At 69.0% G+C, this 23,785-nt stretch carries 27 protein-coding genes, 1 other RNA gene and 1 pseudogene; 13 read left to right on the forward strand and 16 right to left on the reverse strand.

Annotated elements, in window-relative coordinates; translation table 11 throughout:
- Nucleotides 1-122: 122 nt before the first annotated feature.
- From KZ829_RS01415 to KZ829_RS01425, 3 genes are read left to right on the forward strand one after another with little or no spacing between them, the layout of a single operon-like run.
- Nucleotides 123-392 (forward strand): hypothetical protein, encoded by a 270-nt coding sequence (locus KZ829_RS01415; RefSeq protein WP_220142054.1) that lies wholly within the window; start codon nt 123-125, stop codon nt 390-392.
- A gap of 28 nt (nt 393-420) precedes the next feature.
- Nucleotides 421-906, forward strand: coding sequence for a GntR family transcriptional regulator (locus KZ829_RS01420; RefSeq protein ID WP_308285296.1), 486 nt, complete (start codon nt 421-423; stop codon nt 904-906).
- Nucleotides 907-916: 10 nt separating this feature from the next.
- A complete protein-coding gene (locus KZ829_RS01425) occupies nt 917-1,471 on the forward strand; it encodes an HD domain-containing protein (protein WP_220142056.1) in 555 nt (184 codons plus the stop codon).
- Here the strand turns inward: KZ829_RS01425 and KZ829_RS01430 are convergent.
- The 3 genes from KZ829_RS01430 to KZ829_RS01440 are packed head-to-tail and all read right to left on the reverse strand — an operon-like array spanning nt 1,451 to nt 3,148.
- Nucleotides 1,451-1,876, reverse strand: coding sequence for a hypothetical protein (locus KZ829_RS01430; RefSeq protein WP_220142057.1), 426 nt, complete (start codon nt 1,874-1,876; stop codon nt 1,451-1,453). The genes KZ829_RS01425 and KZ829_RS01430 overlap by 21 nt on opposite strands.
- A 49-nt stretch (nt 1,877-1,925) precedes the next feature.
- Nucleotides 1,926-2,402, reverse strand: a complete 477-nt coding sequence (locus KZ829_RS01435; protein ID WP_220142058.1) for an NUDIX domain-containing protein — start codon at nt 2,400-2,402, stop codon at nt 1,926-1,928.
- Nucleotides 2,403-2,413: 11 nt separating this feature from the next.
- Nucleotides 2,414-3,148, reverse strand: coding sequence for a helix-turn-helix domain-containing protein (locus KZ829_RS01440; RefSeq protein ID WP_220142059.1), 735 nt, complete (start codon nt 3,146-3,148; stop codon nt 2,414-2,416).
- Between the two features lie 356 nt (nt 3,149-3,504).
- Here KZ829_RS01440 and KZ829_RS01445 point away from each other — a divergent pair, with 356 nt between their 5' ends.
- The 6 genes and pseudogenes from KZ829_RS01445 to KZ829_RS44775 form a co-directional block, all read left to right on the forward strand.
- Nucleotides 3,505-3,801 (forward strand): hypothetical protein, encoded by a 297-nt coding sequence (locus KZ829_RS01445; protein WP_246634890.1) that lies wholly within the window; start codon nt 3,505-3,507, stop codon nt 3,799-3,801.
- A 12-nt stretch (nt 3,802-3,813) separates the two neighbouring features.
- Nucleotides 3,814-4,581 (forward strand): DUF2637 domain-containing protein, encoded by a 768-nt coding sequence (locus KZ829_RS01450; protein ID WP_220142060.1) that lies wholly within the window; start codon nt 3,814-3,816, stop codon nt 4,579-4,581.
- A complete protein-coding gene (locus KZ829_RS01455; protein WP_220142061.1) occupies nt 4,578-4,889 on the forward strand; it encodes a hypothetical protein in 312 nt (103 codons plus the stop codon). Before KZ829_RS01450 ends, KZ829_RS01455 begins: the two co-directional genes overlap by 4 nt.
- Nucleotides 4,886-6,637 (forward strand): FtsK/SpoIIIE domain-containing protein, encoded by a 1,752-nt coding sequence (locus KZ829_RS01460; RefSeq protein WP_220142062.1) that lies wholly within the window; start codon nt 4,886-4,888, stop codon nt 6,635-6,637. The genes KZ829_RS01455 and KZ829_RS01460 overlap by 4 nt, the downstream gene beginning before the upstream one ends.
- A gap of 87 nt (nt 6,638-6,724) precedes the next feature.
- Complete coding sequence (locus tag KZ829_RS01465; RefSeq protein WP_220142063.1) at nt 6,725-6,868, forward strand: hypothetical protein; 144 nt, start codon at nt 6,725-6,727, stop codon at nt 6,866-6,868.
- A gap of 11 nt (nt 6,869-6,879) precedes the next feature.
- Nucleotides 6,880-7,926: pseudogene (locus KZ829_RS44775) on the forward strand (recombinase family protein); the annotation flags it as partial.
- 105 nt (nt 7,927-8,031) lie between these two features.
- Here the strand turns inward: KZ829_RS44775 and KZ829_RS01480 are convergent.
- The 9 genes from KZ829_RS01480 to KZ829_RS01520 form a co-directional block, all read right to left on the reverse strand.
- Nucleotides 8,032-8,181, reverse strand: a complete 150-nt coding sequence (locus tag KZ829_RS01480; protein ID WP_220142064.1) for a hypothetical protein — start codon at nt 8,179-8,181, stop codon at nt 8,032-8,034.
- A 289-nt stretch (nt 8,182-8,470) separates the two neighbouring features.
- Nucleotides 8,471-8,852: a transfer-messenger RNA gene (ssrA, locus tag KZ829_RS01485) on the reverse strand.
- Nucleotides 8,853-8,877: 25 nt separating this feature from the next.
- Nucleotides 8,878-9,585, reverse strand: a complete 708-nt coding sequence (locus KZ829_RS01490) for a cellulose binding domain-containing protein (protein ID WP_220142065.1) — start codon at nt 9,583-9,585, stop codon at nt 8,878-8,880.
- A gap of 91 nt (nt 9,586-9,676) precedes the next feature.
- Entirely contained in the window at nt 9,677-10,153 is a 477-nt protein-coding gene (gene smpB, locus KZ829_RS01495) for an SsrA-binding protein SmpB (protein WP_183224948.1), read from the reverse strand.
- A 51-nt stretch (nt 10,154-10,204) separates the two neighbouring features.
- The gene (locus tag KZ829_RS01500) at nt 10,205-11,446 is read right to left on the reverse strand and encodes a M23 family metallopeptidase (protein ID WP_308285297.1); all 1,242 of its coding nucleotides are present in this window, start codon (nt 11,444-11,446) and stop codon (nt 10,205-10,207) included.
- Nucleotides 11,447-11,552: 106 nt separating this feature from the next.
- The gene (ftsX, locus tag KZ829_RS01505; protein ID WP_183224949.1) at nt 11,553-12,428 is read right to left on the reverse strand and encodes a permease-like cell division protein FtsX; all 876 of its coding nucleotides are present in this window, start codon (nt 12,426-12,428) and stop codon (nt 11,553-11,555) included.
- Nucleotides 12,429-12,494: 66 nt separating this feature from the next.
- Nucleotides 12,495-13,175, reverse strand: a complete 681-nt coding sequence (gene ftsE / locus KZ829_RS01510; protein ID WP_183224950.1) for a cell division ATP-binding protein FtsE — start codon at nt 13,173-13,175, stop codon at nt 12,495-12,497.
- A gap of 141 nt (nt 13,176-13,316) precedes the next feature.
- Nucleotides 13,317-14,429, reverse strand: a complete 1,113-nt coding sequence (prfB, locus tag KZ829_RS01515; protein WP_220142066.1) for a peptide chain release factor 2 — start codon at nt 14,427-14,429, stop codon at nt 13,317-13,319.
- Between the two features lie 51 nt (nt 14,430-14,480).
- The gene (locus KZ829_RS01520; protein ID WP_220142067.1) at nt 14,481-14,996 is read right to left on the reverse strand and encodes a PadR family transcriptional regulator; all 516 of its coding nucleotides are present in this window, start codon (nt 14,994-14,996) and stop codon (nt 14,481-14,483) included.
- 430 nt (nt 14,997-15,426) lie between these two features.
- Between KZ829_RS01520 and KZ829_RS01525 the strand changes: the two genes are divergently transcribed.
- A complete protein-coding gene (locus KZ829_RS01525) occupies nt 15,427-16,377 on the forward strand; it encodes a hypothetical protein (RefSeq protein WP_220142068.1) in 951 nt (316 codons plus the stop codon).
- Here KZ829_RS01525 and KZ829_RS01530 read toward each other — a convergent pair.
- Nucleotides 16,329-16,844: a DUF6912 family protein gene (locus tag KZ829_RS01530; protein ID WP_220142069.1), complete on the reverse strand. Its 516-nt coding sequence runs from the start codon at nt 16,842-16,844 to the stop codon at nt 16,329-16,331. The two genes, KZ829_RS01525 and KZ829_RS01530, sit on opposite strands and share 49 nt — an antisense overlap.
- 148 nt (nt 16,845-16,992) lie before the next feature.
- On the opposite strand from KZ829_RS01530, the gene KZ829_RS01535 reads away from it, so the two are divergent.
- Nucleotides 16,993-17,223: a helix-turn-helix transcriptional regulator gene (locus tag KZ829_RS01535; RefSeq protein ID WP_183224955.1), complete on the forward strand. Its 231-nt coding sequence runs from the start codon at nt 16,993-16,995 to the stop codon at nt 17,221-17,223.
- Between the two features lie 124 nt (nt 17,224-17,347).
- Nucleotides 17,348-17,914, forward strand: coding sequence for an Rv3235 family protein (locus tag KZ829_RS01540; RefSeq protein WP_246634982.1), 567 nt, complete (start codon nt 17,348-17,350; stop codon nt 17,912-17,914).
- 237 nt (nt 17,915-18,151) lie between these two features.
- Here KZ829_RS01540 and secA read toward each other — a convergent pair whose 3' ends face one another.
- A complete protein-coding gene (gene secA / locus KZ829_RS01545) occupies nt 18,152-21,055 on the reverse strand; it encodes a preprotein translocase subunit SecA (RefSeq protein WP_220142070.1) in 2,904 nt (967 codons plus the stop codon).
- A gap of 186 nt (nt 21,056-21,241) precedes the next feature.
- On the opposite strand from secA, the gene KZ829_RS01550 reads away from it, so the two are divergent.
- The gene (locus KZ829_RS01550; RefSeq protein WP_308285298.1) at nt 21,242-22,183 is read left to right on the forward strand and encodes a GNAT family N-acetyltransferase; all 942 of its coding nucleotides are present in this window, start codon (nt 21,242-21,244) and stop codon (nt 22,181-22,183) included.
- On the opposite strand, the gene hpf is transcribed toward KZ829_RS01550, so the two are convergent.
- Nucleotides 22,172-22,789 carry a ribosome hibernation-promoting factor, HPF/YfiA family gene (hpf, locus tag KZ829_RS01555; RefSeq protein WP_220142072.1) on the reverse strand — a complete coding sequence of 206 codons (618 nt, stop codon included), beginning with the start codon at nt 22,787-22,789 and terminating at the stop codon, nt 22,172-22,174. The genes KZ829_RS01550 and hpf overlap by 12 nt on opposite strands.
- A 279-nt stretch (nt 22,790-23,068) precedes the next feature.
- Nucleotides 23,069-23,785, reverse strand: coding sequence for a ComF family protein (locus KZ829_RS01560; RefSeq protein WP_220142073.1), 717 nt, complete (start codon nt 23,783-23,785; stop codon nt 23,069-23,071).

The raw sequence follows: 23,785 nt of genomic DNA on the forward strand, positions 1-23,785 counted from the left end.
AGCCAGCATAGCCAAGAAGTCCCAAGACGTCCCAGGACGCGGTTCACAGTCCGTGATCATGCGCGGATCCTGGATCGAACATCAGGAACTGTCCGGCCGAACGCCCGCCCGGCTCGGCGCCGATGACGACCGAGCGAGAGGGAGTGCCGATAGTGGCCGACGACAACCTTCACCAAGCCGAGGCCGCACGGCAGGCCGCCGATCGGCTGGCGCTCGCCCTCGAAGAAGTCGGCTTCGATGTCGGCATGGCGTTCCCCGGGCTCCGGAGTGGTTGGGACGGCTCCGCCGCACCCGGCGTCCTGCTCGGGGCGGTCACCTGCGAGGTCGCTGCCGACCTGGCGGCGATTCTGGGTAACGCCGCCGAGGCCGGTGTGACTCTCCCGCCCCGGTGAAACACTGGCCACTACGCTCGGCTCAGCAGTGACACGGCCGGGAGGATGGACACCGTTGGCGCCACGGACGACAGCATGGGGTGCGTACAAAAGCATCGTTGTGGCCATCCGCGCCCGGATCACCGAAGGCGAGTTCGCTCCGGGATCGAAGCTTCCCTCCGAAGCCGCCTTGTGCGAGCAGTACGAGGTCTCCCGCAACACCTTGCGCCGCGCCCTAGACGAACTCGCGGCCGAAGGACTTCTCGTCACCCAGCCGGGCCGGGGCCGGACCGTGGTCGACGGCATCGAGGCGAGCCACACCCCGATGCCGCAGTACCGCAGCATGGCAGCCGAACTCCGCGCCCTCATCGAGTCCGGCGAGCTGGCCCCCGGTGACCCGCTGCCGAGCGAATCCGCGCTGGCCGAGCGGTACGGCGTCGCCCGGGGAACCGCCCGGCACGCTTTGGCCGAACTGGAGGGCGCCGGCCTCATCGAGTCGATTCACGGGAAGGGCCGCTTTGTTCTAGACCGCTAGTCTCGGTCGTGTGGAGGATGTCTCGTGGGCGCGCGACCTGGCAAGGGACCTTCTGATCGATACGTTGCCGCGCCGCTGGGCACACTCCCAGGGCGTCGGCCGCAAAGCCGAATCGATCGCCCACCTACTCGGCGACGACGCCGAGAAGGTGGTGTGCGCGGCCTGGCTGCACGACATCGGCTACGCCCCGAGTCTGGTTCAGAGCGGCTCCCACGCGCTCGACGGCGCGCGGTATCTCCGGGACGTCACGCACGCCGACGACATCATCTGCCGGCTCGTCGCCCACCACTCCTATGCCGTGGTCGAAGCCGGTCGACGCGGGCTTGCCGCAGAGATGAAGGACGAGTTCCCCGCCGTCGGAGGGTTGCCCGCCCACGCGATGGTCTACAGCGACATGACCACCAGCCCCGACGGCGATCCGGTGGAGGTCGAGAAGCGGCTTCAGGAGATCGCCGCGCGATATGCGCCCGGCAGCGTCGTCGCGGACTCCATTGCCGAGGTCGGTCCCCGCATCGTGCACTCCGTGCGGGTGATCACCGGCCTGTCAGGCTTCCGGGCCGGTTAAGTCGGTGGACTGGCCCGCCTGAACCAGCGTGCCTTGCTCGTCACGGGTCCATCGCCGGCCGGCGCTGTCCTGGAACTCGATCTGGATCGGTTCGGGGTCGACGTACGTCCGCAGCCAGTCGGCGGGCGCCGGCCGGCGGATGGTCTGGCCCGGCGGCACGAGGCCGACGAACTCGGTGACCTCCGGGCCGTCCGGGCTGGGTAGCGGTAGTTCTACCTCGTAGATCGGCATGTCGCTGGCGTTGTGGATGTGAAAGGCCAGCTCACGACTGCCATCCACCTTGCGGTGCATCTCCACCCAGGCGCTGATCTTCGCAGCCTGTTCCTTGCGCTCATCCTCGGACCGTTCCGCTTCCCGGCGCTGCTCCTTACGCAGGAGCCGGAATCCCACCACGAACGCGCCCACGGTGCCGATGGCCGAGAAGGTGTCTGCGGCGTCGCCGATCCATCCGCCGTCAGCCAAGGTGAGGCCGTTCCTCGTGGGCCAGGTACCGCTCGATGCGCATCCGCATCGAGCGGTCCATGGTCAATCCGGCAACGTCGCCCGGCTCCACCCACCGCACCTCGCGGGATTCCGCACTGGGCGTTGGCTCACCGCCGACGGGGCGCGCCGTGAAGACCACGGAGAACTCCTGACGTGCTTCGCCGTCGCTGGTATAGAGAATGACGTGCCGCGGATCGGTGTAGAGGCCGACCAGCCCGGTGATCTCGACCTTGATCCCGGTCTCCTCGAACGTCTCCCGGACCGCCGCTTCCGGCAGCGACTCACCGAAGTCCATCGCGCCGCCCGGCAAGGCCCAGTTGTCGTTGTCGGTGCGGTGGATCAGCAGGATCCGGCCTCGCTCATCAGCGGCCACGACATTGACCGAGGGGACGATCGAGTTCGCGGCCGGGGCGTCCGGATCATCGAAGTAGTCGATACGGCCTGACATGACCGGTCACCTCACTCCAACGGGGTCGCGCCGTCCCACACGCGCTCGAAGCTGTCCAGGTAGGTGCTGACCATGCTGCCACCGGCGACTTTCCGCAGGCGGAGAACCGGGGCCTCGGCCGCGGTGAAGCCATAGATGTGGGTGTTCACCAGAACCTGGTCGTCGGCCCAGTAAATCGAGTTGTAGAGCACCGTGTCGTGCAGGCGGAACTCGATGCCGTCGAGGTCCCGCAACGGCTGGTACATCACCAGTGCATTGCGGATCTTCGCGGCCATGGCGTCATCGACGCCCTCATCCGCTCCGCGCTGCGCCACCGACTCACTGTTCGGATCGCCGAGCAGGATCCGCACCGGCACGCCGGCGTCGGCCTTCTCCCGGAGCACCTTGCGCACGCCGGCGTCCTCGGAGAGGAACAAGCCGCTGTAGACCAGGACGCCGATCTCGACCTCGGCGGCCTCGAAGAAGTTGCGCCACGTCTCGGACGGGACGGCCCAGCGGTGCGGGAACACGTTGACGATCTCGCTCTCCGAGGCGTCCGCGACCTGGCTGCGTGACAGCGCGTCGGGCCACAGGTAGGCCTCGTCGACACCGAGCTTCGCGGCGACCGCGTACCGATGCCGGCGGTACGGCGTCCGGCCTGCGATCCATCGTTCGACGCTCTTGGGATCGACCTTCAAGGCTACGGCGAGATCGGCCGGGGTGATTCCCCGTTCGAGGAGTGAGGTGCGCAGGCGATCGTTCGACATCGTCATCTCAGGCTAGGACGTCCCGGCAAGACGCTCACTTTAGGACAGACATCTCGCACACGTCCAGCTACGTGGTGATCACGTCCCGCTGATCCAGCGCATTCTCGTTGGCGTCGGTGCGACCGCGCCGACAGAGCGAGAGCCGCATCGATCCAGACCCTGCTTGACAAGCCGGGGAAACGTCACGACTCTAGATCTGTACATGTTCAACATGTTCAGATTCATGGCGAAGGATTCGGATGAAGCGGCTCCCTGTGAAGGGAGGAACCCATGTTCAGCAACCCCCGTCCGGGCGAGGAGCCCACGTGCGACTGCGGTGCCCGGCTCGACGCCGAACACCCCGAGCGGTGCCGGAAGTGCTCCGCCCGGAATCGGTGGCAGCGGCGCCGGGCCAACGCGGCAAGGCGCAACGGTCCCGGCCGCAAGGGGCGCCGCACGACGGACCGGCGGCGGCCCGCGTGATCGTCTCCGTCTCGGCCGTCCTGCTGCTCGGCGTCTTCGTCTATCTGCTCTGGCGGTACGCCCGCCTGCCGCTCTGGCAGGCCGCGATCTGTGCCCTGTTCGGCTACCTGCTCGCGGCCTCGTCACTCGGCCCCGGCATCGCCGACGGACTCCAGAGCCTCGCCCGCTTCATCTCCGGACTTCACCTCTAGGAAGGGGAATCCATGACGACCACCCGCCATCGCGACGGTTGGGTGATGGTCGGCATGGCGGTCGCCGCCGCCTCGGCGGCGACCGCCAGCTTCACCGGCCTGCGCGGACTGGCACTCGCGGCCGGCTGGCCCGAGCGGCTCGCCTGGTTGCTGCCGCTCACCATCGACGCGTACGCGATGACGTCCACCCGGGTCTGGCTCGCTCCGGGCCGATCGCGCAGCGGTCGCGGCTACGCGCAGGCCAACGCCATCGGCGCGATCGGCGCGAGCATCATCGGCAACGCCGTCTACCACATGCTCACGGTCGGGCTGCTGACCGTGAGCTGGCCCATCGTCGTCTCGGTCGGCGCGGTCCCGGCCGCGGTCCTCGGACTCACCGCGCACCTGCACGCCCTCCGCTCGGTCCACCCGGAGGAGGCGAACCGGCCGCGTGAGGACGGTGCACGGTCCGGGACCCGGGACGGGACCGAGGACGGGGCAGGAAATCAGTCCGCCCCCGTCCCGGAGACCCTTGCCCGGACCGGTCCCGAGTCCGGTCGCCGGTCCCGGCGCCGTGCGAAACCTCGGACCGACGACCAGCTCATGGCCGCCGCCCGAGAAGCCGACGCCCGCTACCGCGCCGGTCACGACGGTCACCCCATCACCAGGGACGCGCTCCGCACCGCCCTGCGCATCGCCGGCCCCCGGGCGACCGAACTCCGCCGACGGCTCACGGCCGAGTCGAGTGAGCCGACCCCAGCCGCGACATCCGACCGAAAGGAGGCGCAACCCGCCACATGACCACACACCCCGAAAGCCCGCGACCCGTCCTCGACGAGGAGACCATCTGGACCCACCTGCACACCGCGCTCAACAGCCGAACCCCGCTCGACGTCTGGACCGCCGTCGCCGACGTTCCCGTCCTGCTCGCCGAGGTCGAACGGCTCCGTCGACTGCTGGCCTGGACCCGGATCGAGCACGCGAACCTGTTCGCCGCTGCCCGAGCCACCCTTGCGGCGCACCGCGACGGCGAGGACGACGCGCTCTACTACGTGCGCGACGAGGTAACCGCGCAACGAGACACGCTGATCACGGCAGGCCCTCAATGAGGGCCTACGGCCGACGGCACCGGCGCTGGCGCCGTCACGGGCAACCGCTCCTTCTGGTCGACGACCGGCCCGGCCTGATCGACGTGCTCGCCGCACTCGGCCGGTGCGCATATCGGTACCGCTCCGAACTGGCCCCGCTCACCCTCGCCGCCGCCCTCGACCTGACCGCCCTGTGGCTGCACGCCGCACACTCGCGCGGCTGGGGTTGGGCGCTCGTGGTCACCGGTGCGGCGGCACTGCTCGCCTTCCTGCGCGGTGTGCCATGGGGCGCGACCCGGTCCGAGGAACGCACCTACGCCACGGTCGTGACCGTCGTCGGCGGTGGATGGCTCACCGCCGCCACCGCCCTCGGCCCGGGGCAGCGGCCTATACAGATCCTCCTGTTGGTCGCGACGGTGACCGGCGGCATCCCGTGGTGGGCGCATCGGCGGCGGCGAGCCCGGGTCCGCGTGGACCGCACCATCCAGGCTTGGCCCGACCTGGCCGAACAGATCGGCCTCGCGGGTTCCCGGGTGCTGTCGGCGGTGGTCGACGTGTGGGGCTGGCGAGCCAGGATGACACTGCGCGCCGGGCAGACCGTCGCGGATGTCATCGCCCACGTCCCCGCGATCGAATCCGGGCTCGGCACCCGGCCCGGCGCGGTCCGCGTCGAACCGGACCCGGCACACGCCGGCCGCTTCGTCATGCGGGTGCTGGCCGAGGACCCGCACGCCAACGCCGTGCCGTGGCCCGGCCCGGCCGCCGGATCGGTCAGCGATCCGATCCGGCTTGGCGTCTTCGAGGACGCGACTGATGTTCGGGTCCCGATGCTGCGGCGGCACGTGCTCATCGGCGGCATCGCCGGGGCCGGCAAGAGCGGCATCCTCAACGTCATCATCGGCAACCTGGTCGCCTGCCCGGACGTCGTTCTCTGGGGCATCGACCTCAAGGGCGGCATGGAACTACGCCCGTGGGCGCCCTGCCTGGCCAGGCTCGCCACCACCCCGACTGAGGCGGCGGCGATGCTGCGAGACGCCGTCCAGGTGCTCGAAGCGCGAGCCCGCGCGATGGGCGACAGCTCCGCACGGCTCTGGCTCCCCACCGAGCGAGCCCCCGCTCTGGTCATCGTGATCGACGAGTACGCGGAACTCGCTGACCACGCACCCGCCGCCGTCGAGAGCGCCGACTCGGTCGCCCGGCGCGGCCGCGCGGTCGCCGTTACCCTGCTGGCCGCCACCCAACGCCCGACCCAGCAGGCCATGGGCAAGGGCGCCGTCCGCTCCCAGATGGACGTCCGGCTGTGCCTACGCGTCCGTGAACGCCGGGACACTGACCTGATTCTCGGCCAGGGCATGCTCACGGCCGGCTGGCACGCGCACACCCTCGACGCACCCGGCAAGTTCCTCGTCTCGGCCGAAGGGTTCGGCCAGCCGCGCCGAGCCCGCGCCTACCTGGTCACCGACGAGAACGTCCGCGCCTGCGCCGAGCGCTACGCCCCTGAACGCCCCGACCTGGACCAGCTCTCCGCCGACGCAATCGAAACGGGCGCCGACGACGTCCTCGACCCCGACCTCCTCCCCGGCACCGACCCGGAGGACACGTTCTGGGCGGCCCTGGCCGATGCCCCTGATCAGGGACTCTCCGTCCCGCAACTCATGCAGCTCACCGGAATGAGGCGCACATGGATCTACGACCGACTTCAGGTTCACGCCACCGCCGACCGCGTCGTCCAGGTCAACCGGGGACGCTGGCGAGCCGCCGATGCGTAGTGCGGAACGTCCGCGCGGACGTCCGTACCCCCGCGCGCGTCTGCGCACCGATTCGCGCGGACGGACGACGGACGGACATCCGCCCGGATGACGAGACCGGCACCCCGATCCGAGCGCCGCCGCCCACGGCGGCAGATACGCCGCATCAGCATCGACCCTGACGTCCTGGCCCGCGTGCTCGCCGTGATCGCCGAGGACGTCGTCCGCAAGTCACCACCACACCAGGATTGAGGAGGAAATACATGGCCTCGCGTCGCAAGCGGGCATTCAGCTACCTGCGCGTGTCCTCGGCCGGGCAGGTCAACACCGACTACGACCCGGAAGGCATCTCCCTGCCGGCCCAAAGGTCGGCCATCCAGCGCCGTGCCGCCGAACTGGACGCGGAGATCGTCACCGAGTTCGTCGAGCCCGGCCGCTCCGCTACGACCGTCGACCGCAGGCCGGTCTTCCAGGAGATGATGGCCCGGCTCAAAGCTGAGAAGGGCGTCGACTACGTGCTCGTCTACGCCCGCTCCCGGCTGCACCGCAACTCGATCGATGCCGCCATCACCAAACGCGACCTCCGCAAGGCGGGCGTCACCCTCATCTCGGTCATGGACTACACCGAGGACTCGGCGATCGGCGACCTGGTCGCCACGGTGCTCGACGGCGTCAACGAGTACCAGTCCCGGGCCTCGGGAGCCGACATCGCGTACAAGATGGGTCAGAAGATCGTTCGAGGTGGCTCGGTGGGCCGGGCGCCGATCGGCTACCTCAACGTCCGGGAGAAGTTCGAGGGACGAGAGGTACGCACGGTCGCCGTCGACCCGGTGCGCGGCCCACTGGTCCGGATGGCGTTCGAGCTGTACGCGACCGGTAAGTACGGGTTCCATGCGCTGATCGCGGCCCTGAGCGACGCCGGTCTGCGCACCCGGCCGACCAAGCGGTACCCGGCGGGAACCCCGCTCTCGCTGAACTCGCTCGGCAACCTGCTCCGCGACCGGTACTACCTCGGCTACGTGGCCTACCGGGAGGTCGAATACCAGGGGCGGCACGAACCGCTGGTCGCACCGGAGGTCTTCGACCGGGTGCAGCACATGCTCGAAACTCGCCGCGCCGGTGGGGTCCGCGAGCGCAACCACAACCACTACCTCAAGGGCGTCGTCTGGTGTCATCGCTGCCATCGGCGGCTCATGATCATGCGGGGCAAGAGTCACACCGGTGACCTGCACTTCTACTACTTCTGCCGGGGCCGGCAGCAGCACGCCTGCGACCTGCCCTACCTGCCCGTCGCCCGGGTGGAGACGGCGGTCCTCGACAACTACGCGACGATCATGCTGCCCGCCGAACTACGCGAACAGCTCACCGGAAGGATCGCCGACGTGCTGTCCGAGTCGGCCGGTATGAGCGCCGAACTACGCGGCCGGGTGAAGGAGCGACGCGCCCTCCTCGACCGGCAGGAGGATCAGTTCCTCGATCTGGTCGGTGACCCGGACTGGCCACAGGAGAAGATCGGGGCTCGGCTCCGGAAGATCCGCGACGAGCGGGACCGGCTCGCCCGGCAACTCGACGACTCGGACGCTCCGCGGCTCGACGAGGCTGCCGAGACGATGCTGTACCTGCTCGGTCTGCTCGGCGACCCGCGCGAGTTGTACCGCCGTGCCGGGCAGCGCGGGCGCCGTGTACTCAATCAGGCGTTCTTCGCCCGGATGTACTGCGACAGCGACGAGGCCGGGCCGTATGTCGCGGCCGACGAACTCTCGGATCTGGTGTTGCCGCTGGTCAACAAGGCGAGAAACGAAAGCGGCACCGCCCGGTTGAGCGGTGCCGCCGTGGGTTCAAGTAAGAACCCTCTTGTGGAGGTGCCGGGAATCGAACCCGGGTCCTTCGTTGCTTTGTCAGGGCTTCTCCGAGCGCAGCTCACTACGTCCCTACTCGGCCCTCCGACTCACGTGAGCAAGTTCGGACGACGGGCCCAGTCACTGATTGATCTCACCGCAAGGTCCCCGTGACCGGGACCTATTGGCCAGCCTCCTAGCTGATGCCGGCAGCTGGGACGGAGGCGCTCCCAGACCGACAGACCACGCTACTTGCCTCAGGCGGCGAGAGCGTACTGGTCAGCGTCAAACTTTTCGTTGGCGCTTATAGGTTTCCGACGACCGATTCTCGAGACGACGTCGGCTTCCTCGGCTCGCTTCCCCTGTCTCCACGTACGAAGTCGAAACCAGTCACCCCCATGTCCATGTCACAGCGTCGCAATCTTAGCTCACCCGGCAACTGCCGCCACCGATGGCACAGGTGACCGGCTTCACCAGGTCGTTCAGATCCTTCTCGGCCTGGAATCCGACGCTGACCGAGGACCCGCCGGCGAGCGACTTGCCGCGCAGGGTGACGGTGTTCCCGCTGATGCCGGCCGTGGCGTTCCAGGCGCCGCGCAGTTCGATCCCGCTGCCGGAAGGGTAGGACAGCGTGACGGTCCAGTCCCGCGCCGACGTGCCGTTGTTGGTGACCCGCAGCGCGGCGATGAAGCCGTCACGCCAGGAGGCGCTGGTGGAGTAGGTGACCGACAGGTCGGCTGCGGCCGGGGAGGAGCTGGTGCGCGACGGCGACGGGCTGGGCCGTCCGGTGCTCTTCGACGGTGAGGGCTTGGCCGAGGTGGCGGCCGACCGGGACGGGGACGGCGACAGCGACGCCGACGCCGAGGGCGACGCCGAGGCCGACCGCGACACGGACGGCGAGGGGGACGGCGCGGTCGACACCGGCGACGACTCGGTCACGGGGCTGCTGGCGGGCAGCGAGCCCTCGGCCGCCTGGAGATCGGCGGTCGGCAGGACCAGCAGCGGATCACCCGGGTCGGCGGAGCCACCCGAGCGGAACGCGATCCAGCCGACCAGGGCCAGCAGGACGGCGGCGGCCAGACCGAGGACCGATCGGGCCAGGATGAACTGACGTGCGGCGTGCTTCGACAACGGGCGGGTCTCCCTCGGGATAGGGGAAGATCAGCGACAGGTGATGATCAGCGGTGGATGATCAATAGGCCGGGCCGCGCAGAATACCCCGTCAGTCCATGCCCTTCGCACGGCGGCCCATCGCCCGGTTGATCTCCCGCTGGGCGTCCCGGCTGGCCATGTCCTGACGCTTGTCGTAGCTCTTCTTGCCCTTCGCCACCCCGAGTTCGACTTTCGCGTACCCGTTGTGGAAATAGACCGCGAGTGGCACCAGGGTGACGCCGTCGTCGCGCATCTTTCCCAGCATCTTGTGGATCTCTTCGCGGTGCAGCAGCAGCTTCCGGGGGCGCCGGGGCTCGTGGTTGGTCCAGGTGCCCTGCGTGTACTCCGGGATGTGCATGCCGTGCAGGTAGATCTCACCCTCCCGCTCGTGGCCGAACGCGTCGACCAGCGAGGCGCGCCCGGCGCGCAGCGATTTCACCTCGGTGCCGGTGAGGACCATGCCGGCCTCGTAGGTGTCCAGGATGGTGTAGTCGTGATACGCCTTGCGGTTGGAGGCGACGAGCTTGCGGCCCTGTTCGCGTGGCATGACCGCGGACCTCCCGTTTGTATGAACCCGAACGGAAAGAGTACCCGGGCTTCAGCACAGGCAGCCGGGCAGGTAATAGAGCGGATTGCGGGGCGCGCCACCGAATCGCGTCTCGAAGTGCAGGTGCGCCCCGGTGGAGGCGCCGGTGCTGCCCACCCGGCCGATGATCTCGCCACGACGGACGTACTCGCCCACCGAGACATAGATTTTGGACTGGTGTGCGTAGCACGTGGTGAACCCGTGCCCGTTCATCCGTCCGTGGTTGATGCACGTGTACCGGCCGTAGCCGCCGTTCCAGCCGGCCTGGATGACGCGTCCGGACGCGGCGGCCCGGATCGGGCTGCCCGAGCCGGCCGCGAAGTCGGCGCCGGCATGCAGTTGCCACACCCGGTAGTAGGGGTCGTAACGGTTGCCGTAGTCGCTGCTCTTCCAGCCGTGGACGGGCATCAGCAGGCGGCCGCCGGAATAGCGGCTGCCGACGCCGGACCGGTTCTCCCAGCCGCGCATGGCGGCGCGGACCCGGTTCTCCGCACGCACCGCGGCCCGGTACTGGGCCAGCACTCCTGCGCGTTGTGTCTCGGCGGCGCGCAGCGCGGCCCGCCGGGCCAGCACCAGCTCGTTGACTTCCTGCTGGGCGCGGAGTGCGGAGGCCTGCGCGCTCCGCGCCGCCCGGAGCCGGTCGGCGGCGGCGGCCTCGGCGGCCTCGGCGGTCCGCTTCGCGGCGCCGGCCCGGTCCTGCGCGATCCGGGCGGTCCGGCGGGCCGCGGTGAGCGTACGGACCTCCCCCTGCTCCTGGTGCATGAGGTGTTCGACCAGTCCGAGGCGGTCCATCAGATCCTGCGGCCCGGTCGCCCCGGCGAGCAGGTTGAGCCGGTTGAAGGTGCTGCCCATGTAGCTGGCGCGGGCGATCTCCTCGACCCGTTCGCGGGCGGCGTCGACCCGGCTGGCGGCAGCCGTGTACTCGCCGGCGACCCGCTGATGACCGGCCCGGGCGGTGTCGGCCTGCCGCCGGGCGGTGTCCGCCTCGACCCTGGTCGCGATCACCACGCCGCGCGCGGTGGCCACCCGTTGCTGAGCGGCCGGCAGAGCGGCGGTGGCGCGGGCCAGGCTGCTCGCAGCGGACCGGGCATGGGCGCCGGCGCTCTCCAGGAGCGCCTCGGCACGGCGGACGGCACGGGCCGCGTCGTCGGCCGGATCGGCCGCGGCGGGCACCGGCACCGCCAGCATGAACCCGAACAGGGCGAAGAGGCAGAGGCAGGCGGCGATCAGGCGATCAGGTCGGCAATACCCCACGGCGCCACGCTACCCCGACCAATCATCCGCAAAGCCCCAAATCGCCCGATAGCCGCAACCCTGGACAGGGCTGCGGCTATCGGGACTTACACGTACTTGTGCGGCGTCAGACCTTGAGGTAGAAGCGCAGGGTCACCCAGGCGGTAACCGCGCTGAACAGCGAGGCGACACCGGCCAGCAGCGGCAGCATCAGCCACACGTTGCCGTTGGGGATCGGCGTGAGGATCGTGGCCAGCGCCTGAAGCTTGGTGTCCAGCACGATGATCTTGCTGACGAAGAGCGCCACGAAGCCGAGGATCGAGCCGATCAGGCCGGCGACCACCGCCTCCAGCACGAACGGCGACTGGATGAACCAGTTCGACGCGCCGACCAGTTTCATGACCGCGACCTCGCGCCGCTTGCTGTACGCCGCCACCTGGATGGTGTTACCCACCAGCAGGAGCGCCGCGACCGCCATGAAGCCGGCCACCACCAGCGCCATCACCTGGATCGAGTTGAAGACCTTGAAGACCTTGTCGAGCAACTCGCGCTGGTCGATGATCTGCCGGATGCCGGGCTTGCCCTCGACCGCCTTGGCGAACTCGGCGTACTTCTCCGGGTTGCTCAGCTTGACCCGGTACGACTCCGGCAGGCTGTTCGAGCCGACCGCGTTCACGAAGTCGGGCGTGTCGGCCCAGAGCTTCTGGAAACGCTTGAGAGCGTCTTCCTTGCTCTCGTAGGTCTTGGAGATCACCAGCGAGCTGCTGTCGATGGCCTCGTCGATCGCCAGCTTCTGAGGCTCGGTAACGTCGTCGGTCAGGAAGATCGAGACCTCGATGTTGCCGTAGTAATACTCCTTCATCTGGTCGACCTGCATATACAGCAGCACGCTGGCGCCCAGCATGGTCAACGAGACCGACATGGTGATGATCATGGCGATCGTCATCGTGACGTTCCGCCACAGGCCCACCAGGACCTCGTTGAGGATGTACTTCACGCGCATCGGGGGGATCCTTCCAGGACTCCGCGTGTCACTGCTTCAGCTTTCCGTACGTGGGCGGAGCAAGGCCTACCCGTAAACACCGCGCGCCTGGTCCCGGACGATCCGTCCGCTCTCGATCTCGATGACGCGGCGGCGCATCTGGTTGACGATGTTGGAGTCGTGCGTGACCATCACGACGGTCGTACCGGTCCGGTTGATCCGGTCCAGCAGACGCATGATCTCGATCGAGGTGTCCGGGTCGAGGTTACCCGTGGGCTCGTCGGCCAGCAGGATCAGCGGACGGTTCACGAAGGCACGGGCCACCGCGACACGCTGCTGCTCACCACCGGAGAGCTCATGCGGGTACCGGTGCTCCTTGCCGCCGAGGCCGACCAGCTCCAGGACCTCGGGCACGACGCGCCGGGCGACGGCCTTGGTCTTGCCGATCACCTCAAGGGCGAAGGCGACGTTCTCGTACGCCGTGCGGTTGGGCAGCAGCCGGAAGTCCTGGAAGACGCAGCCGATCGAGCGGCGGAAGTGGGGAACCTTCCAGGACCGCAGAGTGGTCACGTCCTTCTGATTCACCACCACCTTGCCACGGGTCGGGGAGACCTCGTGCAGCAGCAGCTTGATGATCGTCGACTTACCGGAACCGGAGGGGCCGATGAAGAAGACGAACTCACCCTTCTCGATCCCGACGCTGACATTGTCCAACGACGGCCGAGACGCCTTTGGGTACGTCTTCGTCACGTTCTCGAGCAGAATCACGGGACTGGAGTCTACGCGGTGTAACGAAATCGCCAACCCCACCGGGGTCGGGAATATTCACGAGCTGCGGTAACACCGGGAACGGGCACAACCCGGCCTGACCCAGCGTTCAGGTCAGGTTGCGCACGGTCACGGATCAGCCTATGAGGCGAGCTGGTTCTGCTTCCGCCAACGGATGCCCGCCTCGATGAAGCCGTCCACTTCGCCGTCGAAGACCGACGAAGGGTTGCCGGTCTCGAACTCGGTGCGCAGATCTTTCACCATCTGGTACGGGTGCAGAACGTACGAACGCATCTGATCGCCCCATGATCCGGTGGTGTCCAGCTTCAGGCCGGCCATCTTGGCCTCCTCCTCCTGGCGCTTCCGCTCCAGCAGCCGGGCCTGGAGAACGCGCATCGCGGCCGCCTTGTTCTGCAGCTGCGACTTCTCGTTCTGGCAGGAGGCCACGATGCCGGTGGGGATGTGGGTCAGCCGGACCGCCGAGTCGGTCGTGTTGACGCTCTGCCCGCCGGGACCGGAGGACCGGTACACGTCGACCCGGATCTCGTTCTCCGGGATGTCGACGAACTCGGTCTGCTCGACCACCGGCATCACCTCGACGCTGGCGAAGCTGGTCTGCCGGCGGCCCTGGTTGTCGAACGGGCTGATCCGCACCAGGCGGTGGGTGCCGGACTCCACGCCCAGGGTGCCGTAGGCGTACGGCACCTTGACGGCGAAGGTGGCCGACTTGAGGCCGGCCTCCTCGGCGTACGACGTGTCGTAGACCTCGGTGGGGTAGCCGTGCCGTTCCGCCCAGCGCAGGTACATCCGCATCAGCATCTCGGCGAAGTCGGCCGCGTCCACCCCGCCGGCGCCGGCCCGGATCGCCACCACGGCCTCACGGGCGTCGTACTCACCGGAGAGCAGAGTGCGGACCTCCATCTCCTCGATCGCCTTGTTGAGGGTGGCGACCTCGGTGCCCACCTCGGCGATCGAGTCGGCGTCACCCTCGGCCTCGGCCAGCTCCAGCAGCACCCCGGCGTCGTCGAGACGGGAACGCAGGCGCTCCAGCTTGGAGAGCTCGCCCGAGATGTACGCCAGGCGGCTGTTCACCTCCTGAGCACGGGCCTGGTCGTCCCAGAGGTCCGGCGCGGAGGCCTGCTCCTCGAGGTCCGCCTTGTCCCGGCGCAACTTGTCGACGTCCAGGACGTTCTCGATGTTGCGCAGGGTCGCGTCGAGGGACTTCAGTTGCTCGGGAAAGTCGGCAGCGGTCACGACACTCAAGACTACGCCGCCCGGCCAGAATGCTGGCCGGGGCGGGTCCGTTCATTCGGTCGGGACGGCTTTGAGCCAGGTGAGCGCGGCCTTGTGGTAGGCGACCGCGAACTCCAGGGCGGCCGCGCCGTACTGGTCACCGTTCTTCTTCGCCTCCTTGGCCTGCTCCTTCGCCATCCCCATGGCCTCGGCGTGGTACTGGTTCGCGGACGTGTAGAGCTCCTGCAACTGGTCGCCGGAGTGCTGCTGACCGAAGGCGACCCGCAGAGCGACCGGGTTGCGCAGCGCGTCCCGGCCCGGGCTCTCGGCGAGCCACCTACTGAAGGCGCGCTTGCCGGAGGCGGTGATGGCGTAGGGCTGACTGGATCGGGGACCCGGCTTACCGAGGCGGACGTACCCCATTTCAGCCAGTACGGGCAATTCGCGGTAGACCTGGCTGCGCGTCATCGACCAGTAGGGCCCGAGGCGGCGTTCGGCAGCCGCCATCAGCTGACCGCCGGTCATCGCCCCCTCGTGGAGGAGACCGAGGAGGGCAGCCGCCGTCGGATTGATTTGGAAGTCGGGCATGCCTTCTAAGCTGCCACTTTGTCGCGCCGCCGTCCAGGATTTAGCCTGATCCGTCCAGTTTGCGCCTCCACAAACGACTGTCCCGCACAGACAGTCCGACAACGAGTGAGCGGTCCTGGCGATTCCGCCTCCAAATACCCGTTGACCAGGTAATATGGTGCACCCAAACGGTCAGACGGCGTGTTGCGGGCATGATTCCGGCAAAAAGGCGGATACTGCCGTGCTAAACCAGACAATCCGATCCAACCGCCTCATTCATCACCCTGAAGCGGGTCTGTGGGCGCATCCCTGGTGCGGATGACGCCACCGGGTCGGGGGTCGAACGTCTCCTTGACGCTCCGAGGGGGTGCCCACCGGAGCAGGTTGCCGGCGTCGCATCTCGCCGACGGCCGCTCAGGTGTGTGCAGCTTCGCCGGTTACCCTGAGCCCCATGACTGACCGCCAGACCGCCGCCCCGGAGACCGTCGAGGAATCCCGGCTCACCGTGGCGCTGCTCGCGGCCGCCGCCCTGGCCTGGACCGGCGCGATGCTCTGGTCGGCCCGGGCCACCATCACCGGCCGGGCGGATGCCGCGATGGAGGTGACCTCCACGGCGTACGCGCTGCCCGGCGCGGTCACCGCCGACCTGGTCGCCGGCTCGGCCGTGGCGCTGCTGGTGCTCACCCTGATCAGCGCGCGCCGGCCGCTCGGTCCGACCGCCCGGTTCGCCGTGGCGACCGGCACCGGCCTGGTGGTCGGGCTGCTCAGTGCCATCCCGATCATCACGATCAACACGGCCGGCACGATCTACGCGGTCGTCGGGGGCACGGTGGCCGCGGCCGCGACGATCGGTGGCGCCCTGGCCGGCCTGCGGATCCCGTCGGTGATCGCCGCGGCCGGGGCGGGCTCGGTCGGCGTCTTCCTGGTCGGGTTCGTGCTGAACCTTTTCCAGTCCCCGGTGCTCGACGCCTTCGGGGCCGACGACACCGCGTCGTCGGCGCAGGCGGCACAGTGGTTCTCCTACAGCCAAGCGGCGCTGAGCGGTCTGGCGGCCGGCCTCATCGCGTACTTCATGCTCCGCCGCCGCGCCGGGCTGCGCTGGCCGCTCTACGCGCTGGCCGGCGCCGGCCCCGGGCTGCTGCTGGTGATCGGCGAGCTGCTGGCCCGCACCGCCGGCGCCGAGGTGCTCGAGCTGGCCGGCAAGGTCAGTGAGCTGGAGCAGACGGTGCAGCAGATGCTCAGCTCGGCCCGGCTCAACAACGGGCTCATCGTCGTCTTCGTCGGCGCGCTCACCGCCATCTTCGCGGTCGGCCGGACCCTCGGCCCGGCCCGCGACTCCGACGACGACGAGCCTCAGGCCAGTTCGTCCAGCTCGGAGACGGCGTACCACTCCAACTCGTGATCCTCGGCGCCGTCGACGGTGAACTGGGCGTCCGAGTCACCGGCCAGCGCCTCGTCGACCACCTCGGCGGCGGCCGCCACCGCCTCGACCGCCTCCGTCCCGTCGACGTGGATGCTCGCGAGCTCGGCCAGGCTCACCGGTTGCGGGAGCCGGACCGTGCTCGACCCCAGCTCGGTGTCCTCGCTGGTCAGACCGGCGGCCGGGACGTCGGCCGAGACCACCACCCGGCGGCGCGGCGCTGACGGATCCTGCCGCAGCAGTCGCAGGGCATCCTGGGCGGCACGGGTGAAGGCGACGTACTCCAGCTCCTCCTCGTCGCCCTCCGCGTACCACTCCCGGAGCGCGGGCGTCACCGCGTGCGCGATCAGCGTCTGATCGCCGAGCCGCCCACCGGCCCGCAGGACGGTGAGCATCGGCAGCGTGGCCGGCACGTAAACCCGGACCAGGTCGGTGATCGGCACCGTCATTCCTCCTGCACTCGGCGGTCGGGCGAGCACAGTACACCGTCATCTCGGCCCGGACATGTCCCATTCCATCAGGAGTCTCCGGATCGGGTTCGCACCGGGTCCGCCGGACGCCATCGGTGGCAAACTGAGGCCGTCGAAAGGAGGAGCCGTGCCGGAGCCCCGTTTCCTGCTGCTGTCCGACGTGGCCACCGAACTGAACGTCTCGGACTCGCAGGTCTATCACATGGTCCGCAGCGGCGAACTGCCCGCGATCAAGATCGGTGGGCGCGGTCAGTGGCGCGTCGAGCGCTCCCAGCTGGAGAAATACATCCAGGAGAGGTACGCGGAAACCGCCGTGTGGGTGCGTGACAACCCCCTGGCCGACCGTGAGGCGGAATGAGCGGTCGGCGGCTTTTGCGCCTCTTCCCGGATCGATGATCGACCGTTGACCGGCCGAAGGCACCTGGACGAGACTTCAGCTCATCGAATGCAAACGGAGGCAAACGCAAGGATTGGCGGTGGCGATGCGATCGACGGTCGAAATGGCGCCCACGGGAAGCCGTCCGGCGATTCGGCTGCGCCCGGTTCCCCGGTCCGACCCACCTTTCGACGACGAGTCCGCGCCCCAGGTGTGGGCGCCGTCCCGGCAACCGGCTCTGGAGTGGCCGGCCAACGCGCAGCGGGCACCCCTGGGGCCACCGCCGGCGGCCCCCGCCGTGGCCGGAGCCTCCGGTGACGCGAGGCTCGCGGCCCGGCGGTTCGTGCACCTCTGCGTCGAGGTCCTCAACGGGTTCCGGCCAGCCGCACACCTGCGCCGGATGGCACTGCCCGCAGAGGCCGCCGACGTGGTGGCGAAGGGCCTGGCCGGGGCGCGCCGGGCCGCCGAGCTGCGCCGGGTGGGCAGGCCGCGCACCCGGCCACCACGCCGCCACGCCCCGGTCGCGGTGCTGCGGTTGCGGCTGTGCGAGCCGCGGCCCGGCGCTGTCGAGGCCGCGGTGACCCTGGTCACCGGCGAGCGGACCTGGGCGATCGCCTTCCGGATGGAGCTGCACCAGCAGACCTGGGCCGCCACCGCGCTCCTGATCATCTGACGGCGCCCACACTCCCGGGGCGACCGTCAGCAACCGAAGCGGCGGTCGTCCCGGGTCTCACCATGCCTGTCCGCGCCCACCCGCCCCTCCCCGCCTCGCCATCTTTACCGAGCCCAGCCGCTGTGCGAGCGGACGCGGGCGGGCGCAGGCCGGCGCGGGTGGGCGCGGCGGACAGGAACGCGGAACGGCCCGCGTGGGCCGGCCGGAGCCGGGCCACGCGGGCCGTTCGGGAGTGGATCAGGCCGTGCCGGGCCCGCCGTGGCAGCGCTTGTACTTCTTGCCCGAGCCGCAGTAGCAGGGGGCGTTGCGCGAGGGACCGTTCGACTCCGACTGGGAGGCCGAGGACCGGCTCGGCGAGCCGGCGCCGGTGTGCGCCGGGCTGGCCGGGACGGGCGATCCGCCGGGACCGATCTGGACCGGCGCCGACTCCTGCTGGATCACCGGGCGGCCGGCGCCCGCCTCACCGTCGATGGCCGGTGCGGTGTACTGGAGGTTCTGCGGGCGTTTGGAGCCGCCGAGACCCTTGGCGTGCACCTCGACCCGCTCGGAACCGCCGTCCCCCTCCGGCTCCTCGCCGGCCCTGGGCAGCTCGTAGGCCTGGCTCGGGTCGACGGTGACGGTGGGCTGCTCCTCGACCTGGACCTCCAGGTTGAAGACGAAGCCGACCGCCTCCTCCTTGATGCCCTCCATCATCTGGTTGAACATGTCGAAGCCCTCGCGCTGGTACTCCACCACGGGGTCGCGCTGGGCGTAGGCCCGCAGGCTGATGCCCTCCTGGAGGTAGTCCATCTCGTAGAGGTGCTCACGCCACTTCCGGTCGATGACCGCGAGCAGCACCTGGCGCTCCAGCTCACGCAGCGCCTCGGCGCCGAGCTCCTCCTCGCGGGAACGGTAGGCACCCTGCGCGTCCTGCTTGAGCTGTTCGACCAGGAACTCCTGGTCGATCGAGCCCTTCTCGCCGCCGGACTCCTCGACGATGTCGTCGATGGTGACGGTGACCGGGTAGAGCCGCTTGAGGTTGGTCCAGAGCTGGTCCAGGTCCCAGTCCTCGGCGTAGCCGTCGGCGGTGGCCACCGTGACGATGTCGGCGATCACGTCGTCGATCATGTGGGTGACCTGCTCGTGCATGTCCTCGCCGTCGAGCACGCGCTTGCGCTCGGCGTAGATGACCTGCCGCTGCTTGTTCATCACCTCGTCGTACTTGAGGACGTTCTTGCGGATCTCCGCGTTCTGCGCCTCGATCTGGGTCTGCGCGTTGCGGATCTGCTTGCTCACCATCTTCGACTCGATGGGAACGTCCTCGGGGATGTTGAACCGCTCCATGACCGCCTCGACGGCGCCGGCCCGGAACCGCTTCATCAGGTCGTCCTGGAGGGACAGGTAGAACCGGGACTCACCCGGGTCGCCCTGCCGGCCGGACCGGCCGCGGAGCTGGTTGTCGATGCGGCGGGAGTCGTGACGCTCGGTGCCGAGCACGTAGAGCCCACCGGCGGCCTGCACCTCGGCGGCCTCCCGCTCGGTGGCCTCCTTGACGAGCGGGAGCACCTCTTCGAGGGCCTTCGCGTACTCCTCCGGGTTCTCCACCGGGTCGAGGCCGCGCTGGTGCAGCTCGGCCGCGGCGGTGAAGTCCGGGTTGCCGCCGAGCAGGATGTCGGTGCCACGACCGGCCATGTTGGTCGCCACGGTGACCGCGCCCTTCCGGCCGGCCTGGGCGATGATCGTCGCCTCCTGGGCGTGGAACTTCGCGTTCAGCACGCTGTGCGGGATGCCCTTGCGGCGCAGCAGCTGGGAGAGGATCTCCGAGTTCTCCACCGAGACGGTGCCGACGAGGACCGGCTGGCCGGTGGCGTGCCGCTCGGCGATGTCCTCGATGACCGCGTTGAACTTGGCCTTCTCGGTCTTGTAGATGACGTCCGGGTGGTCGATCCGGATCATCGGGCGGTGCGTCGGGATGCTGACGACGCCGACCTTGTAGACGCTGTTGAACTCGCCGGCCTCGGTCTGCGCGGTACCGGTCATGCCGCCGAGCTTCTCGTAGAGGCGGAAGTAGTTCTGCAGGGTGACGGTCGCCAGGGTCTGGTTCTCCTGCTTGACCTCCACCCCCTCCTTCGCCTCGATGGCCTGGTGCATGCCCTCGTTGTAGCGGCGGCCGTGCAGGATGCGGCCGGTGAACTCGTCGACGATCAGGACCTCGCCGTCGGGGCTGACGATGTAGTCCTTGTCGCGCTTGTACAGCTCCTTGGCCTTGATGGCGTTGTTCAGGTAGCCGACCAGCGGAGTGTTCACCGACTCGTACAGGTTGTCGATGCCGATCCGGTCCTCGACCTTGGCGACGCCGCGCTCGGTGATCGCGATGGTGCGCTTGGCGTGGTCGACCTCGTAGTCGCCCTCGCCGTCCTTGCCCGACTGGAGGCGCGCGACGATCTGGGCGAACTCTCCGTACCACCGGGCGGAGTGCTCGGCCGGGCCGGAGATGATCAGCGGGGTCCGGGCCTCGTCGATCAGGATGGAGTCGACCTCGTCGACGATCGCGAAGTTGTGCCCGCGCTGCACCAGCTCGGTCTTCGACCACGCCATGTTGTCGCGCAGGTAGTCGAAGCCGAACTCGTTGTTGGTGCCGTACGTGATGTCACACTCGTAGGCTGCGCGGTGCTCGGCGGACGGACGGTTCGGCAGGATGACGCCGACGGTCAGGCCGAGGAACACGTGCACCCGGCCGACCCACTCGGCGTCACGCTGAGCGAGGTAGTCGTTCACCGTGATGATGTGCACGCCCTGGCCGCTCAACGCGTTGAGGTAGGCCGGGAACACGCCGGTCAGGGTCTTGCCCTCACCGGTCTTCATCTCCGGGATGTTGCCGAAGTGCAGCGCGGCGCCGCCCATCAACTGGACGTCGTACGCCCGCTGGCCGAGCACCCGTTTGGCGCCCTCCCGGGCCACCGCGAAGGCCTCGGGAAGCAGCGAGTCGAGCGACTCGCCCTCCTGATAGCGCTCCTGGAACTGCTGGGTGCATTCGCGCAACTCGTCATCGGTCAGGTCGACATAGTCGTCCTCGATCGAGTTGACCGCTTCCGCGATCGCCTTGAGCCGTCGCACCATGCGGCCTTCGCCGGCGCGAAGAATCTTTTCCAATATCGACACGGGTCAACGCTCCCCTAGACAGTCTGCTGAACCATCGTAGGCACCTTCTCCGTGGACCTGTGACCCGAGCCTCCCGTGAAACTCACAAAAGGGGCGAAATACGCCATGAAGTTCGCTGACAGCGCATCCTCCGACTCATTTGCAAGCTGTTTGGCGCCCGGGCGCGTCCCGGACGAGGATGTCCCCGTGGATCAGAACAGCGAAGTGCGGCTCGAGGACGCGGGCGACGGGGCGTACGAGATCGTCGGCACCCGGTCCGGTGACCGCCTCGGCCGGGTCGTCCTGACCGGGGAGCGGGTGACCGTCGAGGTCGTGCCAACGGCCCGGCGGCGTGGCGTGGCGACGACCGCGCTGCGCGAGGTGAGCCGGCTCGCCCTGCGCGACCGGGAGCGGCTGGAGTTGCTGATCCCGTGGGACAACCCGATCGCCCTGCGGCTCGCGCTGGCCGCCGGCTACACCCGGGAGGGGATCCGCCGGGGCACGCCCGAGCTGCTGGTCTACTCCCGTCTGGCGAGCGACAGCGGGGAGCCGGCACCGCGCCTGCTGCCCGACCTGCCCGGGGGCGAGCTGTCCGACGGTGTGATCACGCTGCGCCCGCTCGGCGAGGGCGACATCGGCTTCTACACCGAGCTGCACAGCGTGCCGGACGTGGTGGCGACAAGCGTGCCGGCCGAACCCAAGCCGGCCGACGAGATCCACCGGCGCTGCTCACGAGCCGCCACGCAGTGGCTCACCGGGAGCCGGGCCGATCTCGTCATCGTGGACACCGCGACAGGTCTCCCGGCCGGCGAGATCGATCTGTACTACCAGGAACCGCCGCTGGCCCAGGCGATGATCGGATACAGCACGCTTCCGGCGTACCGGAAAAGGGGTTTGACCACCCGCGCGGCGCAGTTGCTCGCGCTCTGGGTCTTCGCCGAGACGGACATCGTCCGTCTCGTGGCCGGCGCGCTCCCGGCGAACATCGGCTCGCAGCGGGTGCTGGAGAAGGCCGGCTTCACGCGCGAGGCCTACCAGCGACAGCGTCTGCCCGGGCCGGACGGTGGCCGGCTCGACGACGTGCAGTACGTACTCCTCGCCGGAGACCTGCTCGCACAGGCCTCCGGCGCGGGAACCTCACATGCCTAGGCTGAGGATGCCGTAGTCGTATCCGCGGCGTCTGTACACCACACTGGGCCGCCCGCTCTCCTTGTCATGGAACAGATAGAAGTCGTGCCCGACGAGCTCCATCTGGAAGAGGGCGTCGTCAACGGTCATCGGCTCGGCCGAGTGCTCTTTCTCCCGCACGATGCGCCACGGCTGATTGTCCTCGTGCTCGGAGGGCTCGTTGTCGAGCTCCGGCTCGGTGAGCGTGGCGGTCCGTCCAGCGGTCAGATCGGTGGGGAGGTTCGCGGTGGCCGCGGCGACGGAGACCGGCGCGTGCCGTCCGCGATGCACTCGGCGGCGGTCGGCGGAGCGGCGCAGCCGGGCGTCCAACTTGTTGATCGCACAGTCCAGGGCAGCGTAGAAGTCCTGTGCCTGCGCCTCGGCGCGAACCACCGGCCCCTTCGTCCTGACGGTGATCTCGACCCGCTGGCAGATGTCGGACTGTCGCGGATTGCGTTCGTGGAAGAGCTCCACGTCCGCCCTCATCAGCTTCTGGTCGTAACGTTCGACCTTGCTCAGCTTGTCGGCGACATGCTCTCGATAATGGTCGGGAACCTCTACGTTGCGGCCCTTGACGACAATGTCCACTCGTGACCTCCCCCAACGTTGTGCTTGGCGGGCGCCGAACCACGGCGCATCGAGCTGCTCGGTGAAGACGCCGCGTGACGAGAACCGACGCGGCCTACGTGAGTGAGACGACTCCTTTCCGGTGCGGCGAACAAGCCCTGACTCGGCGCTCCCGGTGGCGGGTAAGTTGATCCACTTACCCTCGTCACCTAGACGCTAACCTGCCTGTGGCCGTCAGTCACCCCTCGTTCGGGATACCGGATGGCTGACATTCGCCTCTATCGGCAACCCGGACGCCGATCACAGCCGAATTCGCGGGGAAAACGTGCGCAACTCTGTCGCTGCGAGCACCGCGGCACCTGTGACCTGCATGTCCGCCTCCTCAAGCCGGCGTGCCACCGCGGCCAGTGTGGCCCCTGTGGTGACGATGTCATCCGCCACCACAAGAGTGCCTCGCGAACGGCCGTCGCGCCGCAGAACGCCGATCCGGGGGATCATTCGCAGCGAATTTACAGCTACTGTCGCCCGTTCGTGCGCATCCAGTGACGTTGAGTCAGGGCGCGGCAGGGCGCGCAGCGGCTGCACCACGTTCACGAGATAGCCGGCCGACCGCAACCTGCGGGCCGCATGGCCGGCCAACCGGGCCATGTGATCGCCGTGCCGCTCCCGCCGGGCCGCCGCGGTGGACGGGACCGGAACGAGGACCACCGGCCGATCGCGGGGCGCGAGCGCGGCCACCGCCCCGGCCAGCAGCGTGCCCAGGGGCCGGGCGAGCCGGTGCCGGCCCTTCTCCTTGTACGCCAGGAGCGCGCCCCGCATCGCCCCCGTATAGGTCCCGACCGCCATGCACCGTGGGAAGCCGCCCGGCGGTGGCACCGGTTCGGCCGCGCGCGGGCGCAGGCCCTCCAGTTCGGTCACACAGCCGCCGCAGACCCCGTAGGTGAGGCGCACCCGCTCCGCCCCGCAGCCCGCGCAGGCGGTCGGCAGCACCAGATCCGCGAGGTCCGCCAGCAGCAT

Source organism: Actinoplanes hulinensis, from assembly GCF_019429605.1.
Taxonomy (GTDB): Bacteria; Actinomycetota; Actinomycetes; order Mycobacteriales; family Micromonosporaceae; genus Actinoplanes; species Actinoplanes campanulatus.

What these genes read in the sequence shown, in the direction of transcription:
- KZ829_RS01415 (WP_220142054.1), top strand. Translation starts at nt 123, where the DNA reads ATGACGACCGAGCGAGAGGGAGTGCCGATAGTGGCCGACGACAACCTT.
- KZ829_RS01435 (WP_220142058.1), bottom strand. Translation starts at nt 2,402, where the DNA reads ATGTCAGGCCGTATCGACTACTTCGATGATCCGGACGCCCCGGCCGCG.
- KZ829_RS01440 (WP_220142059.1), bottom strand. Translation starts at nt 3,148, where the DNA reads ATGTCGAACGATCGCCTGCGCACCTCACTCCTCGAACGGGGAATCACC.
- KZ829_RS01450 (WP_220142060.1), top strand. Translation starts at nt 3,814, where the DNA reads ATGACGACCACCCGCCATCGCGACGGTTGGGTGATGGTCGGCATGGCG.
- KZ829_RS01455 (WP_220142061.1), top strand. Translation starts at nt 4,578, where the DNA reads ATGACCACACACCCCGAAAGCCCGCGACCCGTCCTCGACGAGGAGACC.
- KZ829_RS01460 (WP_220142062.1), top strand. Translation starts at nt 4,886, where the DNA reads ATGAGGGCCTACGGCCGACGGCACCGGCGCTGGCGCCGTCACGGGCAA.
- KZ829_RS01465 (WP_220142063.1), top strand. Translation starts at nt 6,725, where the DNA reads ATGACGAGACCGGCACCCCGATCCGAGCGCCGCCGCCCACGGCGGCAG.
- smpB (WP_183224948.1), bottom strand. Translation starts at nt 10,153, where the DNA reads ATGCCACGCGAACAGGGCCGCAAGCTCGTCGCCTCCAACCGCAAGGCG.
- ftsX (WP_183224949.1), bottom strand. Translation starts at nt 12,428, where the DNA reads ATGCGCGTGAAGTACATCCTCAACGAGGTCCTGGTGGGCCTGTGGCGG.
- KZ829_RS01520 (WP_220142067.1), bottom strand. Translation starts at nt 14,996, where the DNA reads ATGCCCGACTTCCAAATCAATCCGACGGCGGCTGCCCTCCTCGGTCTC.
- KZ829_RS01525 (WP_220142068.1), top strand. Translation starts at nt 15,427, where the DNA reads ATGACTGACCGCCAGACCGCCGCCCCGGAGACCGTCGAGGAATCCCGG.
- KZ829_RS01530 (WP_220142069.1), bottom strand. Translation starts at nt 16,844, where the DNA reads ATGACGGTGCCGATCACCGACCTGGTCCGGGTTTACGTGCCGGCCACG.
- KZ829_RS01540 (WP_246634982.1), top strand. Translation starts at nt 17,348, where the DNA reads ATGCGATCGACGGTCGAAATGGCGCCCACGGGAAGCCGTCCGGCGATT.
- KZ829_RS01560 (WP_220142073.1), bottom strand. Translation starts at nt 23,785, where the DNA reads ATGCTGCTGGCGGACCTCGCGGATCTGGTGCTGCCGACCGCCTGCGCG.